This window comes from Enterobacter asburiae, assembly GCF_007035645.1.
Lineage (GTDB): Bacteria > Pseudomonadota > Gammaproteobacteria > Enterobacterales > Enterobacteriaceae > Enterobacter > Enterobacter asburiae_B.
On record NZ_AP019632.1, the window covers coordinates 3,169,718 to 3,186,131 of the forward strand.

At 59.7% G+C, this 16,414-nt stretch carries 15 protein-coding genes and 1 riboswitch; of the genes, 4 read left to right on the forward strand and 11 right to left on the reverse strand.

The window, feature by feature from the left end; all coding sequences use genetic code 11:
* From moaD to moaA, 4 genes are all read right to left on the reverse strand, one after another.
* Complete coding sequence (gene moaD, locus FOY96_RS15145; RefSeq protein ID WP_023334974.1) at window positions 1-246, reverse strand: molybdopterin synthase sulfur carrier subunit; 246 nt, start codon at window positions 244-246, stop codon at window positions 1-3.
* Entirely contained in the window at window positions 239-724 is a 486-nt protein-coding gene (moaC, locus tag FOY96_RS15150) for a cyclic pyranopterin monophosphate synthase MoaC (RefSeq protein ID WP_143347362.1), read from the reverse strand. Before moaC ends, moaD begins: the two co-directional genes overlap by 8 nt.
* Window positions 725-727: 3 nt before the next feature.
* Window positions 728-1,240, reverse strand: a complete 513-nt coding sequence (gene moaB / locus FOY96_RS15155) for a molybdenum cofactor biosynthesis protein B (RefSeq protein ID WP_094934360.1) — start codon at window positions 1,238-1,240, stop codon at window positions 728-730.
* Between the two features lie 24 nt (window positions 1,241-1,264).
* Window positions 1,265-2,254, reverse strand: coding sequence for a GTP 3',8-cyclase MoaA (gene moaA, locus FOY96_RS15160; RefSeq protein WP_143347363.1), 990 nt, complete (start codon window positions 2,252-2,254; stop codon window positions 1,265-1,267).
* A riboswitch (molybdenum cofactor riboswitch) is annotated at window positions 2,242-2,375 on the reverse strand. It overlaps the preceding gene by 13 nt.
* A 225-nt stretch (window positions 2,376-2,600) precedes the next feature.
* Between moaA and yvcK the strand changes: the two genes are divergently transcribed.
* Window positions 2,601-3,509 (forward strand): uridine diphosphate-N-acetylglucosamine-binding protein YvcK, encoded by a 909-nt coding sequence (gene yvcK / locus FOY96_RS15170; RefSeq protein WP_039261383.1) that lies wholly within the window; start codon window positions 2,601-2,603, stop codon window positions 3,507-3,509.
* A gap of 544 nt (window positions 3,510-4,053) precedes the next feature.
* On the opposite strand, the gene uvrB is transcribed toward yvcK, so the two are convergent.
* Window positions 4,054-6,069 carry an excinuclease ABC subunit UvrB gene (gene uvrB, locus FOY96_RS15175; RefSeq protein WP_029742168.1) on the reverse strand — a complete coding sequence of 672 codons (2,016 nt, stop codon included), beginning with the start codon at window positions 6,067-6,069 and terminating at the stop codon, window positions 4,054-4,056.
* A gap of 752 nt (window positions 6,070-6,821) precedes the next feature.
* Here uvrB and FOY96_RS15180 point away from each other — a divergent pair.
* Window positions 6,822-7,544, forward strand: coding sequence for an ABC transporter ATP-binding protein (locus FOY96_RS15180; protein ID WP_064672122.1), 723 nt, complete (start codon window positions 6,822-6,824; stop codon window positions 7,542-7,544).
* Here FOY96_RS15180 and bioD read toward each other — a convergent pair.
* From bioD to bioB, 4 genes are read right to left on the reverse strand one after another with little or no spacing between them, the layout of a single operon-like run.
* Window positions 7,507-8,208: a dethiobiotin synthase gene (gene bioD / locus FOY96_RS15185; protein ID WP_143347364.1), complete on the reverse strand. Its 702-nt coding sequence runs from the start codon at window positions 8,206-8,208 to the stop codon at window positions 7,507-7,509. The two genes, FOY96_RS15180 and bioD, sit on opposite strands and share 38 nt — an antisense overlap.
* Window positions 8,201-8,956, reverse strand: a complete 756-nt coding sequence (bioC, locus tag FOY96_RS15190; RefSeq protein WP_094934364.1) for a malonyl-ACP O-methyltransferase BioC — start codon at window positions 8,954-8,956, stop codon at window positions 8,201-8,203. The genes bioD and bioC overlap by 8 nt, the downstream gene beginning before the upstream one ends.
* The gene (gene bioF / locus FOY96_RS15195) at window positions 8,940-10,097 is read right to left on the reverse strand and encodes an 8-amino-7-oxononanoate synthase (RefSeq protein ID WP_143347365.1); all 1,158 of its coding nucleotides are present in this window, start codon (window positions 10,095-10,097) and stop codon (window positions 8,940-8,942) included. The genes bioC and bioF overlap by 17 nt, the downstream gene beginning before the upstream one ends.
* Window positions 10,094-11,134, reverse strand: a complete 1,041-nt coding sequence (gene bioB / locus FOY96_RS15200) for a biotin synthase BioB (RefSeq protein ID WP_033144975.1) — start codon at window positions 11,132-11,134, stop codon at window positions 10,094-10,096. The genes bioF and bioB overlap by 4 nt, the downstream gene beginning before the upstream one ends.
* Before the next feature lie 86 nt (window positions 11,135-11,220).
* On the opposite strand from bioB, the gene bioA reads away from it, so the two are divergent.
* Window positions 11,221-12,510: an adenosylmethionine--8-amino-7-oxononanoate transaminase gene (gene bioA / locus FOY96_RS15205; RefSeq protein ID WP_415270590.1), complete on the forward strand. Its 1,290-nt coding sequence runs from the start codon at window positions 11,221-11,223 to the stop codon at window positions 12,508-12,510.
* A 48-nt stretch (window positions 12,511-12,558) separates the two neighbouring features.
* Window positions 12,559-13,035, forward strand: coding sequence for a kinase inhibitor (locus FOY96_RS15210; RefSeq protein ID WP_008501131.1), 477 nt, complete (start codon window positions 12,559-12,561; stop codon window positions 13,033-13,035).
* Between the two features lie 98 nt (window positions 13,036-13,133).
* Here FOY96_RS15210 and hutH read toward each other — a convergent pair whose 3' ends face one another.
* On the reverse strand, window positions 13,134-14,654 hold the full coding sequence (hutH, locus tag FOY96_RS15215) for a histidine ammonia-lyase (protein WP_143347367.1): 1,521 nt from the start codon (window positions 14,652-14,654) through the stop codon (window positions 13,134-13,136).
* Window positions 14,654-16,339: a urocanate hydratase gene (gene hutU / locus FOY96_RS15220; protein WP_143347368.1), complete on the reverse strand. Its 1,686-nt coding sequence runs from the start codon at window positions 16,337-16,339 to the stop codon at window positions 14,654-14,656. The genes hutH and hutU overlap by 1 nt, the downstream gene beginning before the upstream one ends.
* Window positions 16,340-16,414 lie beyond the last annotated feature (75 nt).

Sequence of the window (16,414 nt, forward strand, 5' to 3'; positions counted from 1 at the left end):
TTAGCCCCCCGTTACCGGCGGGAAGAAGGCCACTTCATCGCCTTCCTTCAACGGATGGGTAAACTCCACCAGCGTTTGGTTAACGGCGGCCAGCAGCTTGCCTTCGTCCAGCGCCAGCGCCCAGCGGTCGCTTTGTGCCGCCAGATGCGCGCGCAGGGCCGCGACGTTTTCGAAGGACGCATCCAGCGTCAGGCTGTCGGTATTCACCAGCTCGCGCACCTGCGCAAAAAAGAGCACCTTAATCATGGCTGTCCACCTTAAAATCACCGGATTTGCCGCCGCTTTTTGCCAGCAGGCGAACCGGGCCAATCACCATATCTTTCTGCACCGCTTTGCACATGTCGTAGATGGTCAGCGCGGCGACTGAGGCCGACGTCAGCGCCTCCATCTCCACGCCGGTTTTGCCGGTTAAGCGGCAGAGTGACTCAATGCGCACGCGATTATGCTCCGGCTGCGCCTGCAGGTTCACTTCCACCTTGCTCAGCATCAGCGGATGGCACAGCGGAATGAGCTCCCAGGTCCGTTTGGCGGCCTGAATACCGGCGATGCGGGCGGTGGCAAAGACGTCGCCCTTGTGATGACTGCCGTCGATAATCATCGCCAGGGTTTCCGGCAGCATGGTGACGAACGCTTCCGCGCGCGCCTCGCGCACCGTTTCCGCTTTGGCGGAGACGTCCACCATATGCGCTTCGCCGGCGGCGTTAATGTGGGTCAGTTGTGACATAGCTTATTTCTTTAAATGGGGATGGAAATTACACGGACGGGTACGGGCGTCCAGCTGCGGGGCGATGATGTTTTCCCACGCGGTGCGGCAGGCTTTGGTCGAGCCCGGCATAGCGAAAATCAGGGTTTTGTTAGCCACCCCGGCAACGGCGCGCGACTGGAGCGTGGAGGTACCAATCTCTTCAAAGGAGAGCATGCGGAACACTTCGCCGAAGCCTTCTACCTCGCGGTCGAACAGCGGGATCAGCGCTTCAGGGGCCTGATCGCCTGCGGTAAAGCCGGTGCCGCCGGCGATCAGCACCACCTGCACCTCATCACTCGCAATCCACTGCGAAACCTGAGCGCGAATGGCGTAGCGGTTCTCCTTCACGATCGCTTTATCGACGATGTGATGCCCCGCGTCATGGGCCGCCTCGCGCAGCCAGTGGCCGGAGGTATCATCCTCTTCGCCACGGCGGTCGGAAACGGTAAGGATAGCAATGCGTGTCGGGATAAATTCTGCGCTTACCTGACTCATCTTCTGGTTCCTTCTTAAGCCTGATTACCCGCCGATGTAGGACAGGTTCTGAGTAATACCGGTATTGCCCTGATGCAGGAAGTGGGTCTGTTTTTTATGCGTCAGCGCGTCAGAAATACGTGCTTCAAGCGCGGCCTGCTGCGCATCGTCTTCCAGCAGATCGCGGAGATCCACGCCGCCGTCGCCGAACAGGCAAAGATGGAGCTTGCCAACGGAGGAGACGCGCAGGCGGTTGCAGCTGGCGCAGAAGTCTTTCTCATAGGGCATGATAAGCCCAATCTCACCTTCGTAATCCGAGTGGCAGAAGACCTGCGCCGGGCCGTCGCTGCGCTGGCGGATTTGATGGATCCAGCCGCGTTTCAGCAGCTCGTCGCGCAGCACCATGCCGGAGATGTGATGGCGACGAAACAGCTCGCTGCCCTCGCCGGTTTCCATCAGCTCGATAAAACGCAGCTGTATAGGGCGGGTTTTGATCCACCCCAGGAAGGTATCGAGCTGGTGATGGTTCACATCACGCATCAGCACTGTGTTGACTTTGACCTTCTCGAACCCGGCCGCAAATGCCGCGTCGATGCCGTCCATGACCTGCTGAAATTTATCCTGGCCGGTAATGGCGTGGAACTGACGGGCATCCAGGCTATCGACGCTGACGTTGATCGCCGTCAGCCCCGCATCGCGCCAGTTCGCCACGTCACGCGCCATGCGGTAACCGTTGGTGGTCACCGCAATCTGGCGGATACGTTCGTTTTCACGCACGGCGGCGATGATGTCGGGGAAATCGCGGCGTAGGGAGGGTTCGCCGCCGGTCAGACGCACTTTTTCGGTGCCGAGTTCAGAGAAGGCGCGCGTGACGCGGCGCACTTCATCCACGGAGAGAAAGCCGTTATTGGTGACGCTGCCCGGTTTGTAGCCATCGGGCAGGCAGTAGGTGCAACGGAAGTTGCACACATCGGTAATCGACAGACGTAAGTAATAAAACTTACGCGCGAAAGCATCAGTAAGTTGTGAAGCCATGTACACCTTTCCAGATCGGGAGGCACAGTCATTTCTTTCTGTACCCTGGTGGCAAATTCGCCACGGCCAGAGCGCCATATCTTTCGACACAGGCACAAGGGCTAGAGTGTATGTTTTCAATTTTGAAAACGTGGTTAGGGCGATAGTAGCGCGGAAATTCTGACGACGCCATTCTCGCCTTTCGCTATATAATTATCTATATAGCGAATCGATCCTGCATTTTCGCTACAGAATACCTAAAAACCGCATTTTCACATTGATATACGTCATTTTGCATCGGGTGAGGCATCGTCTTTTAGGGGTAGTTAGGTTACTGTTACGCGATCGAACGTGATAAGGAATACGTATGCGCAATCGCACTTTTGCGGATCTTGACCGAGTGGTCGCTCTTGGCGGAGGACACGGCTTAGGCCGGGTTATGTCCTCTTTGTCGTCACTCGGCTCAAGGCTGACAGGGATAGTGACCACCACCGACAACGGCGGCTCAACCGGGCGCATTCGACGTGCCGAAGGCGGCATTGCCTGGGGAGATATGCGCAACTGCCTGAACCAGTTAATTACCGAGCCGAGCGTCGCGTCGGCGATGTTTGAGTACCGTTTTGGCGGTAATGGCGAACTTTCCGGGCATAACCTCGGAAATTTGATGTTAAAGGCGCTCGATCACCTGAGCGTACGGCCTCTGGAAGCCATCAACTTAATCCGTAATCTGCTCAAAGTGGACGCATTCCTGATCCCCATGTCAGAACAACCGGTAGACTTGATGGCCATCGACGCCGAAGGGCATGAAGTTTACGGCGAGGTGAATATCGACCAGCTCATCCTGCCGCCAACGGAGTTAATGACCTATCCGAGCGTGCCCGCCACGCGAGAAGCGGTGGAGGCCATCGGGGAAGCGGATCTTATCCTGATCGGCCCAGGCAGTTTTTACACCAGCCTGATGCCCATTCTGCTGGTAAAAGAGCTGGCGCAGGCGCTGCGCCGCACTCCTGCCCCGATGGTTTACATCGGTAACCTGGGACGTGAGCTGAGCCCGGCGGCGGCGAGCCTGTCGCTGGCGGACAAACTGGAATTAATGGAGCATTACGTCGGCAAGAAAATCATTGACGGCGTAGTCGTGGGCCCAAAAGTGGATGTGTCAGGGATTGGCAATCGTCTGGTGGTGCAGGAGCCGCTAGAAGCGAGTGATATTAAATATCGCCATGACCGTCACCTGCTGCGCGAGGCGCTGGAGAAGGCGATTCAGGCGCTGGGCTAGGTTCGTTTTGTGCGGCCTGATGCCCTCATAATAATGCCCGCACGGACGACCCCCTCTCCCTTGAGGGAGAGGGCTGGGGTGAGGGGGGAACATACGACTCTGGTGGTCATTCCGTTCACTTTATGTTCCTTGCTACTCTGTAACGACATGACCGGTGAACGTGCCAGGGTGGCTCAATCGCCACCACCCTGGCGACCCGGGCTCCCGGCGGTAAATCGCCGCTGCGCGGATTGTTCGCCCCATCCCTGGGGCTCACCCCTTCGGGGCCAGCGCAAGCGCTGTCCAAAATTGCTCCCGGCAATTTTGTCATCGGCTTATTCCTTTCGGCTTATCGGGTACGGGCGGAGGTAACGTCCCTGTAAAGCCCGCCCTCTCGGCGCATCCCTGCGCCTCGCCCCGGCCTGCAGGAAACGCCTCAGCGATTTACAGCCGGACCAGAGCATCGCTGATAGCCTTCAATCGCTCTGAAACAACATTATTGCTTCTGTTCAAAAATTACTGGGGATCCCTCTCCCACGGGGAGAGGGAGAAAACAACGCTTTACTCACGATGCCGCGATGAAAAGATCCCGCAGCTGATGTAGCTGGTCGCGGATCTGCGCCGCCTCTTCGAACTCCAGATTCTGCGCGTGCTGCATCATCTGCCCTTCCAGCTCGTGGATTTTCTGCTGCAGCGCTTTCGGCGTCAGCACGACGGTGTCTTCTTCCACCACTGAACGCGCCTTGCCGCGACCCTTCGCTTTGGTTTTGGCAATGTTCTGCCCCAGCGCCAGAATATCCACCACCTTCTTGTTCAGCCCCTGCGGGGTAATGCCGTGCTCTTCGTTGTAACGCTGCTGTTTCTCGCGGCGGCGCTCCGTTTCGCCAATCGCTTTCGCCATCGACGGGGTGATTTTGTCACCGTACAGAATCGCTTTACCGTTGACGTTACGCGCCGCACGGCCGATGGTCTGGATCAGGGAGCGTTCAGAACGCAGGAAGCCCTCTTTGTCCGCATCCAGAATTGCCACCAGCGAGACTTCCGGCATGTCCAGACCTTCTCGCAGCAGGTTGATCCCCACCAGCACGTCAAACTCGCCCAGACGCAGATCGCGGATAATCTCCATGCGCTCCACGGTGTCGATATCCGAGTGCAGATAGCGCACCTTCTCGCCGTGCTCTTCGAGATATTCAGTGAGGTCTTCCGCCATACGCTTGGTGAGCGTGGTCACCAGCACGCGCTCGTTGATGGCGGAACGGGCGCGGATTTCCGAGAGCAGATCGTCCACCTGCGTAGCCACTGGACGAACTTCAATAATTGGGTCGAGCAACCCGGTCGGACGCACAACCTGATCGACAACGTCTTCACCGGATTTCTCCAGCTCGTAGTTGCCCGGCGTGGCCGAGACGTAAATGGTTTGCGGCGCTAATGCCTCAAACTCTTCAAACTTCATCGGACGGTTATCCAGCGCCGACGGCAGGCGGAAGCCGTACTCAACCAGCGTCTCTTTACGCGCCCGGTCACCGCGGTACATCCCGCCGATCTGCGGGATCGTGACGTGGGATTCGTCGATCACCAGCAAACCGTCTGCCGGCAGGTAATCAAACAGCGTTGGCGGCGGCTCGCCCGGCCCGCGCCCGGAGAGGAAGCGCGAATAGTTTTCAATGCCGGAGCAGTAGCCGAGCTCGTTCATCATCTCAAGGTCGAACTGGGTGCGCTGGCTGAGGCGCTGCTCTTCCAGCAGCTTATTGTTCGCCAGCAGCACCTTACGGCGCTCGGCCAGCTCCACTTTGATCTCTTCCATCGCCTGCACGATACGCTCGCGCGGCGTCACGTAGTGCGTTTTCGGGTAGATGGTAAAGCGCTGGATCACTGACTCAACGTGTCCGGTCAGCGGGTCGAAGAGCGACAGGCGTTCAACCTCTTCGTCAAACAGCTCGACGCGCAGCGCCATATCGTCCGATTCCGCCGGGAAGATGTCGATCACTTCCCCGCGTACGCGGAAGGTGCCGCGCTGGAACGCCTGATCGTTACGGGCGTACTGCAGCTCTGCCAGACGGCGGACGATGGCGCGCTGGTCGATAATCATCCCCTGCGTCAGATGCAGCATCATCTTGAGATAGAGATCCGGATCGCCCAGACCGTAGATCGCGGAAACCGATGCGACGACGACCACATCGCGACGCTCCAGAAGCGCCTTCGTGGCCGACAGACGCATCTGCTCGATGTGCTCGTTCACCGAGGCATCCTTCTCGATGAAGGTGTCAGAGCTCGGCACGTAGGCTTCAGGCTGGTAGTAATCGTAGTAGGAGACGAAATACTCCACCGCGTTTTCCGGGAAGAACTCTTTCATCTCGCCGTAAAGCTGTGCGGCCAGGGTTTTGTTGGGTGCCAACACCATCGTTGGACGCTGGAGATCCGCAATCACGTTGGCGATAGTGAACGTTTTACCCGAGCCGGTTACCCCCAGCAGCGTCTGGTGCGCCAGCCCGTCTTCCAGCCCCTCCTCCAGACGACGGATCGCCTCAGGCTGATCGCCAGATGGACGGAAAGCAGAATTCAATTTGAACGGTTTACTCATGGGCGACGACCTGATGACGTTATAAGCGGCAGGTGAGTAATTTTACTCGTTGTTGCCAGGAATGCCAGTAAAAAACACTGGATGAAAAACCAGTGGCATGTCAGGATATTTAGCATAGCGCCTGAATGATAAGTGGGATAACGGCCAAAATTTGGACTGTGACAATATAAAACACCAGTCAGGTCAGGTTATCCCCAGAACTTTTTCTTTTTTAACATTTGTCAAGCCAGGTAATGATAGTTTTGTGGCAACGGGTGACACTTTCATGACGGGAATTGCTTTTATCTAAGCAATTAAATAATAAACGATATTTTCTAAAGCCGCGTTTCGCGCCAATTTGGGCGTAAGCCGCGTCTTCTCTCGCTTATCGCGTGTTTTCTAACTCTAATGCACATGGTTATCCACAGGAATAGTGGATAACTGCTTCCAGCCCATACAGACTGGCGCTCGGCAAATTCCCGGTTTTTCCCACGAGACGGTAGTAAAAAATTTTTATAGCTATTTTTTGATGATTAACAGTTGCGTCATTCATAACCAACCGATGGGATCTTGCTCACATTTTCATCATTTTGGGTTCTGCACCACAACTCACCACCTCCAGCACCGTCGCTGTGCAATCCGGTTTTTTATAAACCGCTTTCTGGTGATTCATTCCTAAAAAAGCCGTTTTTTTGAACACTTTTCGGTTTCTGGCAGGGGTTTTGCAGATTCAAACACGAGCCTCACCTACACACATTTTTAAGGAGAAAAAGATGTTGAGTCTGCGTGCTGTGAATCAGTTTTACGGAAGCCAACATACGCTATGGAACGTGAATTTGGATTTTCCGCAAGGGATGTGTACAGGCGTCGTTGGCCTGCCGGGGATGGGGAAAACCACCCTCATGAATTGCATCGCCGGGAGAGTGCCCGTTGAAAGCGGCAGCATCATCTGGCACGAGGCGGGCGCGCCGCCGCGCGATTTGCTTAACCTGCCGCCAGAACAGCGTTCAGGACCGGGGATAGGCTATGTCCCGCAGGACAGGCGGATCTTCTCCCAGCTAACGATTGAGGAGAATCTGCATATCGCCATGCGGGCGATGGGGAAACCCAACCCGGAAGCGAAAAGTGACGTTTACGACCTGTTTCCGGCGCTCTACGCATTGCGGCAGGCCCGTGCGAACACGCTCTCTCCGGACGATCAGTATCAGCTGGCGCTGGCTAATGCGCTGGTGAACCGTCCGCACCTGCTGATCCTCGATGAGCCCCTGCACGGCGCAGGACAAAGCTTCGCCCAGAAGCTGGGGCAGCTGCTGGCGCGCTTAAACCGGGAGTTAGGTATGACGGTGCTATTAGCGGAGCAGCAGCTGTCGTTTATCCGCCGGGTTGCGGACCGTTTCTGCATGCTCTATCGCGGGCGTAACGTGGCGCAGGGCCACGTTAACGAACTGGATGACGAGCTTATCGCGCACTGGATGTCGCGGGAAGCAAGACGCTGAGATCGAGATAACGCCCGGTGTCGGCATTTTCCGCGCCGTCAGCAAGCCAGGGAATTTCCCCGAGGCACGGGGCGGGAAGTACGCGCCTGAGCGTCGCCAGATACTCCTGGTGTCGTTTACCCGGCGCAACCACGTCGTTGGCTATCCAGCCCGCCAGACGCAGCCCGGCCTGCTGGACGGCCTGCGCGGTCAACATGGCGTGATTGATGCAGCCCAGCCTGACGCCGACGACCAGAATGACCGGAAGCTGCTCGGCCTGCACCCAGTCAGCAAACGTCTGCGTCTCCGAAAGCGGCGTAAACCAGCCGCCCGCACCTTCCACCAGCACCCAGTCGGCCTGGCTTTCCAGCGTCCGTAACCCGGCTGACAGCACGGTGAAATCAATCGGACGATCTTCGTCAGCGCTGATGATGTGCGGCGAGGTCGGCTCGGCAAAGGTGTACGGATTGACCGCTGAATAGGCGAGTTCAAGGGTGCTGTTACGCTGGAGCGCCAGCGCGTCGGTGTTGCGTAATCCTTCCGCCGTCACCTCGCTGCCGGAAGCAACGGGCTTATATCCGGCGGTGTTTTTTCCGAGCAGTCGTGCCGCCTGCAGCAGCGCCGAGCTGGCCACCGTTTTGCCCACTTCCGTATCCGTGCCGGTAACAAAATAACGTTCAGTCACGTTCGATAATCCCATGAAAAAGTTGATAAGAGAGCGGGAAATGCCCCCGCTGCTGCGGCCAGGCCAGCTCCAGACGCTGCAGCTGGCCCCGGGTCAGCGGTTTTTTCTCCCGTCCGGCGTGCAGGTGCGTGGCGCCGATGCCCTTCAGCGAACGCATAGCGCTGAACGCATCGCCAAAATTGAGGGTGATGGTCTGCACCGTGCTGCGGTAACGCCAGCCTGCCAGCGCCTGCATCACCTGCTCATGCGATAAAAAGCGGTTAGCGTGAGGCTGCTCATCCACCGCTTTCCACGCCTGATTCAGCTCCGGCAGCGAGCTTTCCAGCAGGGTGGTAAAGGCCACCTTCCCGCCCGGTCGCGCCACACGATAAAGCTCGCGCAAGGCCTGCGGCAGGCTGCTGCACCACTGGACCGCCAGATGACTCCAGACCAGATCGAACTGCGCATCCGCCAGCGGGATCGCCTCGATATCCGCCAGCAGATAATGGTCCGCTGCCTGCCGCTGTCGCGCCTCGTCGAGCATCTGGTCCGAGAGGTCGATAGCCGTGACCTGGCTTCCCGCCCCGCGCCAGTAGCGGCTGTTGCTGCCGGGACCACAGCCGGCGTCCAGCACCTGCGGAAAGCGGTTGTCGCCAAGCGCGGCCAGAAGCCCCTCCGCGCTCTGACGCTGCAGCTCATCGTGCTGCGAATAGCTCTGCGCGGCCCGGCCAAATGCCGCCGCAACGGCCTGCTTATTCACCGGCGTCATTGAGCGCCTCCAGCAGCGTCTGGATATCCCGAGCGTCATGCGCCGCCGTCAGGGTTAAACGCAGCCGCGCGGTGCCCGGCGGGACCGTTGGCGGGCGAATGGCGGTCACCCACATGCCGCGCTCGCGCAGCGCCTGTGCCAGCGCCAGCGCGCGACCGTTTTCGCCGACAATCACCGGCTGGATGGCGCTTTGCGAATCGGGACTGTGGAAGGGCAGCGCCGCTAACCCCTTGCGGAAGCGGGAGATATGCTCTGCCAGCCGCTGACGACGTTCATCCCCTTCTGCGCTGCGGATCACCGCCAGCGACGCAGACAGCGCCACGGCCTGCGCCGGGGGCATGCTGGTGCTGTAGATCAGGTGTCGGGCAAACTGCAGCAGATAGTCGGCGACGGACTCGCTGCACAGCACGGCGGCGCCGCTGGCGCCAAAGCCTTTGCCGAAGGTGACGATCAGCAGCTCGGGCTTCACGTTTTGCTGGTATGCGCTGCCGCGACCTTCGTCGCCCATTACGCCAATGCCGTGGGCATCGTCGACCAGCAGCCAGGCGTTTTGCCGCTTTGCTGCCTCGTGCAGCGCGGCAAGCGGCGCGCTGTCGCCGTCCATGCTGAACACCCCTTCCGTAACCGCCAGCTGTTGTCCGTCGCAGGGTTTATCCAGCAGCCCGGCGAGCTGCCCCGCATCGTTATGGGCAAAGCGGCGCAGCTGCGCCGGGCTTAAACTTGCCGCCTCCAGCAGCGAGGCGTGGCTCAGGCGGTCGGCGACAATACGGTCCTCTTTTCCCATCAGGGCGGTAATGACCGCCTGGTTGGCGGCAAAGCCGGAGATGAACAGCAGCGCGCGCGGGTAGCCGAGCCAGTCGGCAAGCGCCTCTTCCAGCGCCTGATGCGCGGTGGTATATCCGCTGACGTGTCCCGAGCCGCCGCTGCCCACGCCAAACCGCTCCGCACCCTGCTGCCAGGCGCGGATGATGGCCGGATGCTGGCTCAGCCCGAGATAGTCGTTGCTGGAGAAATTACAAAACTGCCGCCCCTCGCGGGTAAGAAAACGGCCCGCGCCGTTTTCCACCACCCTGCGAACGCGAAACGCCTCTGCCGCCCGGCGTTCGTCCAGCGCGGTATTAATGCGTGCCTGCCAGGTCATACGGCTGCCGCGTTGTAGAACTGGTCGGTGTCGGCGTTGAAAATCTGCTGCTCCAGCTGCTGCTGTTGCTCGTTATCGCCCGTCAGCACTTCGGTCTGATGCGGGTTAAGCCCCAGCTTGCGGAACAGCTGAACGTCTTTGTCCTCTTCCGGGTTCGGCGTGGTCAGCAGCTTGCAGCCGTAGAAGATGGAGTTGGCTCCGGCCATAAAGCACATCGCCTGGGTCTGCTCGTTCATCTGCTCGCGACCGGCAGAGAGGCGCACGAAAGAGGTCGGCATCATGATGCGCGCCACCGCGATGGTGCGAATAAAATCAAACGCATCCACGTCGTCGTTATCCGCCAGCGGCGTCCCCTTAACCTTCACCAGCATGTTGATCGGCACGCTTTCCGGCGGGGTCGGCAGGTTTGCCAGCTGCAGCAGCAGGCCCGCGCGGTCTTTGACCGTCTCACCTAAGCCGACAATACCGCCGGAGCAGACCTTGATCCCCGCGTCACGCACTTTATCCAGCGTGTCCAGACGCTCCTGATAGGTCCGCGTGGTGATGATGTTGCCGTAAAACTCCGGCGAGGTGTCGAGGTTATGGTTGTAGTAGTCCAGCCCCGCCGCAGAGAGGCGCTGCGCCTGCTCCTCGTTCAGCGTGCCGAGCGTCATACAGGCTTCGAGGCCCATCTCCTTCACGCCCTTCACCATCTGCTCCAGATACGGCATGTCGCGATCGTGCGGGTTCTTCCACGCCGCGCCCATGCAGAAGCGGGTAGAGCCGGCGTTTTTCGCCTTGCGCGCCGAGTCGAGCACCTGCTCCACCTCCATCAGCCGTTCGGATTCGAGACCGGTTTTGTAGCGCGCGCTCTGCGGGCAATATTTGCAGTCTTCAGGACAGGCACCGGTTTTGATCGACAGCAGCGTGCTGACCTGAACATGGCGCGGATCGAAGTGCTGACGATGCACCTGTTGGGCTTCGAACATCAGCTCTAGGAAAGGTTTGTTGAATAATTCAGTGACTTGCGACATCGTCCAGCGTGCGTGGTGAGCCATCGGGCTTCTCCAAAGGGTTTTGTTAATTTTCGGTTCGGTTTATACTCGTAAACCTAAAACTTTTCAAAATGGTTTACAAGTCGATTATGACCCAGGACGATCTCGCCTTCGACAAGCAGCATATCTGGCACCCTTACACCTCCACTACCCGCCCTCTTCCCGTCTATCCGGTGGCCTTGGCCCACGGCTGCGAGCTGCACCTCGCCAGCGGCGAGCGGCTCGTTGACGGGATGTCTTCGTGGTGGGCGGCCATTCACGGGTACAACCACCCGCGCCTGAATGCGGCGATGAAGGCCCAGATTGACCAGATGTCGCACGTGATGTTTGGCGGGATCACCCATCAGCCCGCGGTGGATTTATGCCGTCGTCTGGTGGCGATGACGCCTGAATCGCTGGAGTGCGTGTTCCTGGCCGATTCCGGCTCCGTGGCGGTGGAAGTGGCGATGAAAATGGCGCTGCAGTACTGGCATGCGAAGGGCGAAACGCGCCAGCGCTTCCTCACCTTCCGCAACGGTTATCACGGGGATACCTTCGGGGCGATGTCGGTGTGCGATCCGGACAACTCCATGCACAGCCTGTGGAAGGGCTATCTGCCGGAAAACCTGTTCGCCCCTGCCCCGCAGAGCCGTTTCGACGGCGAGTGGAACGAGATGGACATGGTCGGTTTCGCGCGGCTGATGGCGGCGCATCGCCATGAAATCGCAGCCGTGATCCTGGAGCCGATTGTGCAGGGCGCTGGCGGAATGCGGATGTACCATCCGGAATGGCTGAGGCGTATTCGCAAGATGTGCGACCGCGAGGGCATTCTGCTGATTGCCGATGAGATCGCCACCGGCTTTGGCCGCACCGGCAGGCTGTTTGCCTGCGAGCATGCAGGCATTGCGCCGGATATTCTGTGTCTGGGTAAAGCGCTGACCGGCGGCACCATGACGCTCTCCGCCACGCTCACGACCCGCCAGGTGGCCGACACCATCAGCGACGGCGAGGCGGGCTGCTTTATGCACGGCCCGACGTTTATGGGCAACCCGCTGGCCTGCGCCGTCGCAAGCGAAAGCCTCGCCATTCTGGAGAGCGGCGAGTGGCAGACGCAGGTTGCGGCGATTGAGGCGCAGCTGAAAGATGAACTGAGCGCCGCCTCGGGCGCGAATTTTGTGGCAGACGTGCGCGTGCTGGGCGCCATCGGCGTGATTGAAACCACCCATCCGGTGAATATGGCGGCGCTGCAGCGCTTCTTCGTGAACCAGGGCGTGTGGGTACGGCCCTTCGGCAAGCTTATCTACCTGATGCCGCCGTACAGCATTACGCCGGAGCAGCTGCGTAAATTAACCGACGCGGTTGTAACAGCCGTTAACATTCCGGCGCATTTCACGATGTAACCCTATGCATTACACTTGCTGAACGAGCGATCAACGAGGGTAAACCGTATGAAAATCATCAGTAAAGATCTGCGCGACGGTGAAAAACTGCCGGAACGCCACGTATTCAACGGCATGGGGTATCAGGGAGACAACATCTCCCCGCACCTGGCGTGGGACGAGGTTCCGGCCGGAACCAAAAGCTTTGTCGTGACCTGCTACGACCCGGATGCGCCGACCGGCTCCGGCTGGTGGCACTGGATTGTGGCGAACCTGCCTGCCGACACGCGCGTCCTGCCGCAGGGTTCCGGTTCAGACCTGGTTGCCCTGCCTGAAGGCGCCATTCAGACGCGCACTGACTTTGGTAAAGCGGGCTACGGCGGCGCGGCGCCGCCAAAAGGGGAAACCCACCGCTATATCTTCACGGTGCACGCGCTGGATGTGGAGAAGATTGAGGTCGATGAAGGGGCGAGCGGCGCGATGGTCGGGTTTAACGTGCATTTCCATTCGCTGGGCAGCGCGTCGATTACGGCGATGTATTCATAATAGTGCGGGCTGATGCCCTCACCCCGGCTCTCTCCCACAGGGAGAGGGAGAAAACCGGGCAATTCCCTCTCCCTTTGGGAGAGGGTCAGGGCAAAAAATCACAGCACTGAAGGTAGCAGTCCTACAAGGCTTCCCTCTTCCAGAAGCTGCATCGCCTTATCAATATCCGGCGCAAAGAAGCGGTCGTCATCGTAGTGCGATACGTGCTCGCGCAGCGCATGACGCGCCTGCTCCAGCAGCGGGCTGGATTTTAACCCTTCACGCAGATCGACACCCTGACATGCCGCCAGCCACTCCACCGCCAGCACGCCGCGGGTGTTGGAGGCCATTTCCCAGAGACGACGCCCGGCAGCCGGCGCCATCGAAACGTGATCTTCCTGGTTCGCTGACGTTGGCAGGCTGTCCACGCTGTGCGGGTGCGACAGGGCTTTGTTCTCGCTCGCCAGCGCCGCCGCGGTCACCTGGGCAATCATAAAGCCCGAGTTGACCCCGCCGTTACGCACCAGGAACGGCGGCAGCTGGGACATATGTTTATCCATCATCAGCGCGATGCGGCGCTCGGACAACGCGCCGACTTCGGCAATCGCCAGGGCGATATTATCCGCCGCCATTGCCACCGGCTCGGCGTGGAAGTTGCCCCCGGAAACCACCTCGTTTTCCTGGGCGAACACCAGCGGGTTATCGGACACCGCGTTGGCCTCCACCAGCAGCACTTCTGCCGCCTGGCGCAGCTGCGTCAGGCACGCGCCCATCACCTGCGGCTGGCAGCGCAGGGAATACGGATCCTGCACCTTTTCACAGTTGTGGTGTGAATCCGCGATCTCGCTGGTGTCGGTAAGCACGTGACGGTACATCGCGGCGGCATCAATCTGCCCGCGCTGACCGCGCACCTCGTGGATGCGGGCATCGAACGGACGACGCGAGCCCAGCACGGCTTCGGTGGTCAGCGCACCGCACACCACCGCCGAGGCAAACAGATCTTCCGCTTCAAAGAGGCCGCGCAGCGCGAAAGCGGTCGATGCCTGCGTGCCGTTCAGCAGCGCCAGCCCCTCTTTCGCCGCCAGCGTAATTGGCGTTAATCCGGCTTTTTTCAGCGCCTCCTTCGCAGGAAGCCACTCGCCCTGCCAGCGCGCTTTGCCTTCGCCGAGCAGCAGCAGCGACATGTGCGCCAGCGGCGCAAGATCGCCGGATGCGCCAACAGAGCCTTTTGCCGGGATCCACGGATAGACTTCCGCATTGACCAGCGCCATCAGCGCCTGAATCACGCTCAGGCGAATGCCGGAGAAGCCGCGGGCCAGGCTGTTGATTTTGAGCACCATCATCAGACGGACAATCTCATCATCCAGCGGCTGACCCACGCCCGCCGCATGTGACAGCACCAGCGAACGCTGTAAGTTTTCCAGATCGTGTGTCGCGATGCGGGTCTGCGCCAGCAGGCCAAATCCGGTGTTAATCCCGTAAGCGGTGCGCCCTTCGGCAACGATGGCTTCGACGCAGGCGACGCTGTCGTTAATGGCGGCGTGGGCGCTTTCATCCAGCGAAAGGGTAACCGGTTTACGCCAGACGTTACGCAGCTGCTTGAGCGTCAGCGAGCCGGGGGTGAGTGTTAATGCGTTCATTAATGCTTTCCTTGTGTGGCAGGGATCATCGGCAGGTTAAGGCCCTGCTCTTTGGCACAGTCAATGGCAATTTCGTAACCCGCATCCGCGTGACGCATCACGCCGGTGGCCGGGTCGTTGTGCAGCACGCGAGCGATACGCGCGGCGGCTTCATCGGTTCCGTCGCAGACGATGACCATCCCGGAATGCTGGGAGAAGCCCATCCCCACGCCGCCGCCGTGGTGCAGCGACACCCAGGTCGCGCCGCTGGCGGTATTCAGCAGAGCGTTCAGCAACGGCCAGTCGGAGACCGCATCCGAGCCGTCGCGCATGGCTTCGGTTTCGCGGTTCGGGCTGGCGACGGAGCCGGAGTCCAGGTGGTCGCGGCCGATGACGATCGGCGCGGAAACCTCACCGCTGCGCACCATTTCGTTGAAGGCGAGGCCGAGTTTTTGACGCCACTCCAGCCCTACCCAGCAGATACGCGCCGGCAGGCCCTGGAAGTTAATGCGCTCGCGGGCCATGTCCAGCCAGTGGTGAAGATGTTCGTCATCAGCGACGATCTCCTTCACTTTGGCGTCGGTTTTGTAGATATCCTCCGGGTCACCGGACAGGGCAACCCAGCGGAACGGACCGATGCCGCGGCAGAACAGCGGGCGAATATAGGCAGGAACGAAGCCCGGGAAGTCAAACGCGTTATTTACGCCCATCTCTTTCGCCATCTGGCGGATGTTGTTGCCGTAGTCAAAGGTCGGAATGCCCATTTGGCTGAAGGCCAGCATGGCGGAGACGTGCTCGGCCATGGATCGTTTCGCAGCAAGTACCGTGCCTTCCGGGTCGGTTTCCGCTTTTTGCTGATATTCTTCCCACGTCCAGCCTTTTGGCAGATAACCGTGCAGCGGGTCATGGGCGCTGGTCTGGTCGGTGACCAGATCCGGACGTACGCCTCGGGCGACGAGCTGCGGGAGAATGTCCGCCGCGTTGCCGCACAGGGCAATCGACACCGCTTTGCCTTCGGAGGTGTATTTTTTGATACGCGCCAGCGCATCGTCCAGATCGGTTGCCTGCTCATCGACGTAGCGGGTGCGCAGACGGAAATCAATGCGGCTCTGCTGGCACTCAACGTTGAGCGAGCATGCGCCGGCAAGCGTGGCGGCCAGCGGCTGCGCGCCGCCCATCCCGCCGAGACCCGCGGTCAATACCCAGCGGCCTTTCAGCGAGCCGTTATAGTGCTGGCGACCGGCTTCCACGAAGGTCTCATAGGTGCCCTGCACGATCCCCTGGCTGCCGATGTAGATCCAGCTCCCCGCGGTCATCTGGCCATACATCGCCAGCCCTTTCGCGTCCAGTTCGTTGAAGTGTTCCCACGTCGCCCAGTGCGGCACGAGGTTAGAGTTAGCGATCAGCACGCGCGGCGCGTTTTTGTGCGTTTTGAACACGCCAACCGGCTTGCCGGACTGTACCAGCAGGGTTTCGTCGTGTTCGAGTTCGGTCAGGGATTTTACAATTGCGTCATAGCATTCCCAGTTGCGCGCGGCGCGGCCAATGCCGCCGTAGACCACCAGCTCGTGGGGGTTTTCCGCCACCTCAGGGTCGAGGTTGTTCATCAACATGCGCAGCGGGGCTTCGGTGAGCCAGCTTTTGGCGGTAAGCATGGTGCCGCGCGCGGCGCGGACGTCCTGCTGGCGGTATTTACCTGACGACATTGTGTGCTCCTCATAGGGGACAGATGATGCATTTAGATATACTTGTATAGACAAGCACACACAAGGTCAGATTTA

What these genes read in the sequence shown, in the direction of transcription:
- moaD (WP_023334974.1), bottom strand. Translation starts at nt 246, where the DNA reads ATGATTAAGGTGCTCTTTTTTGCGCAGGTGCGCGAGCTGGTGAATACC.
- moaA (WP_143347363.1), bottom strand. Translation starts at nt 2,254, where the DNA reads ATGGCTTCACAACTTACTGATGCTTTCGCGCGTAAGTTTTATTACTTA.
- moaC (WP_143347362.1), bottom strand. Translation starts at nt 724, where the DNA reads ATGTCACAACTGACCCACATTAACGCCGCCGGCGAAGCGCATATGGTG.
- yvcK (WP_039261383.1), top strand. Translation starts at nt 2,601, where the DNA reads ATGCGCAATCGCACTTTTGCGGATCTTGACCGAGTGGTCGCTCTTGGC.
- hutU (WP_143347368.1), bottom strand. Translation starts at nt 16,339, where the DNA reads ATGTCGTCAGGTAAATACCGCCAGCAGGACGTCCGCGCCGCGCGCGGC.
- bioF (WP_143347365.1), bottom strand. Translation starts at nt 10,097, where the DNA reads ATGACCTGGCAGGCACGCATTAATACCGCGCTGGACGAACGCCGGGCG.
- hutH (WP_143347367.1), bottom strand. Translation starts at nt 14,654, where the DNA reads ATGAACGCATTAACACTCACCCCCGGCTCGCTGACGCTCAAGCAGCTG.
- bioC (WP_094934364.1), bottom strand. Translation starts at nt 8,956, where the DNA reads ATGACGCCGGTGAATAAGCAGGCCGTTGCGGCGGCATTTGGCCGGGCC.
- FOY96_RS15210 (WP_008501131.1), top strand. Translation starts at nt 12,559, where the DNA reads ATGAAAATCATCAGTAAAGATCTGCGCGACGGTGAAAAACTGCCGGAA.
- FOY96_RS15180 (WP_064672122.1), top strand. Translation starts at nt 6,822, where the DNA reads ATGTTGAGTCTGCGTGCTGTGAATCAGTTTTACGGAAGCCAACATACG.
- bioA (WP_415270590.1), top strand. Translation starts at nt 11,221, where the DNA reads ATGACCCAGGACGATCTCGCCTTCGACAAGCAGCATATCTGGCACCCT.
- uvrB (WP_029742168.1), bottom strand. Translation starts at nt 6,069, where the DNA reads ATGAGTAAACCGTTCAAATTGAATTCTGCTTTCCGTCCATCTGGCGAT.
- bioB (WP_033144975.1), bottom strand. Translation starts at nt 11,134, where the DNA reads ATGGCTCACCACGCACGCTGGACGATGTCGCAAGTCACTGAATTATTC.
- moaB (WP_094934360.1), bottom strand. Translation starts at nt 1,240, where the DNA reads ATGAGTCAGGTAAGCGCAGAATTTATCCCGACACGCATTGCTATCCTT.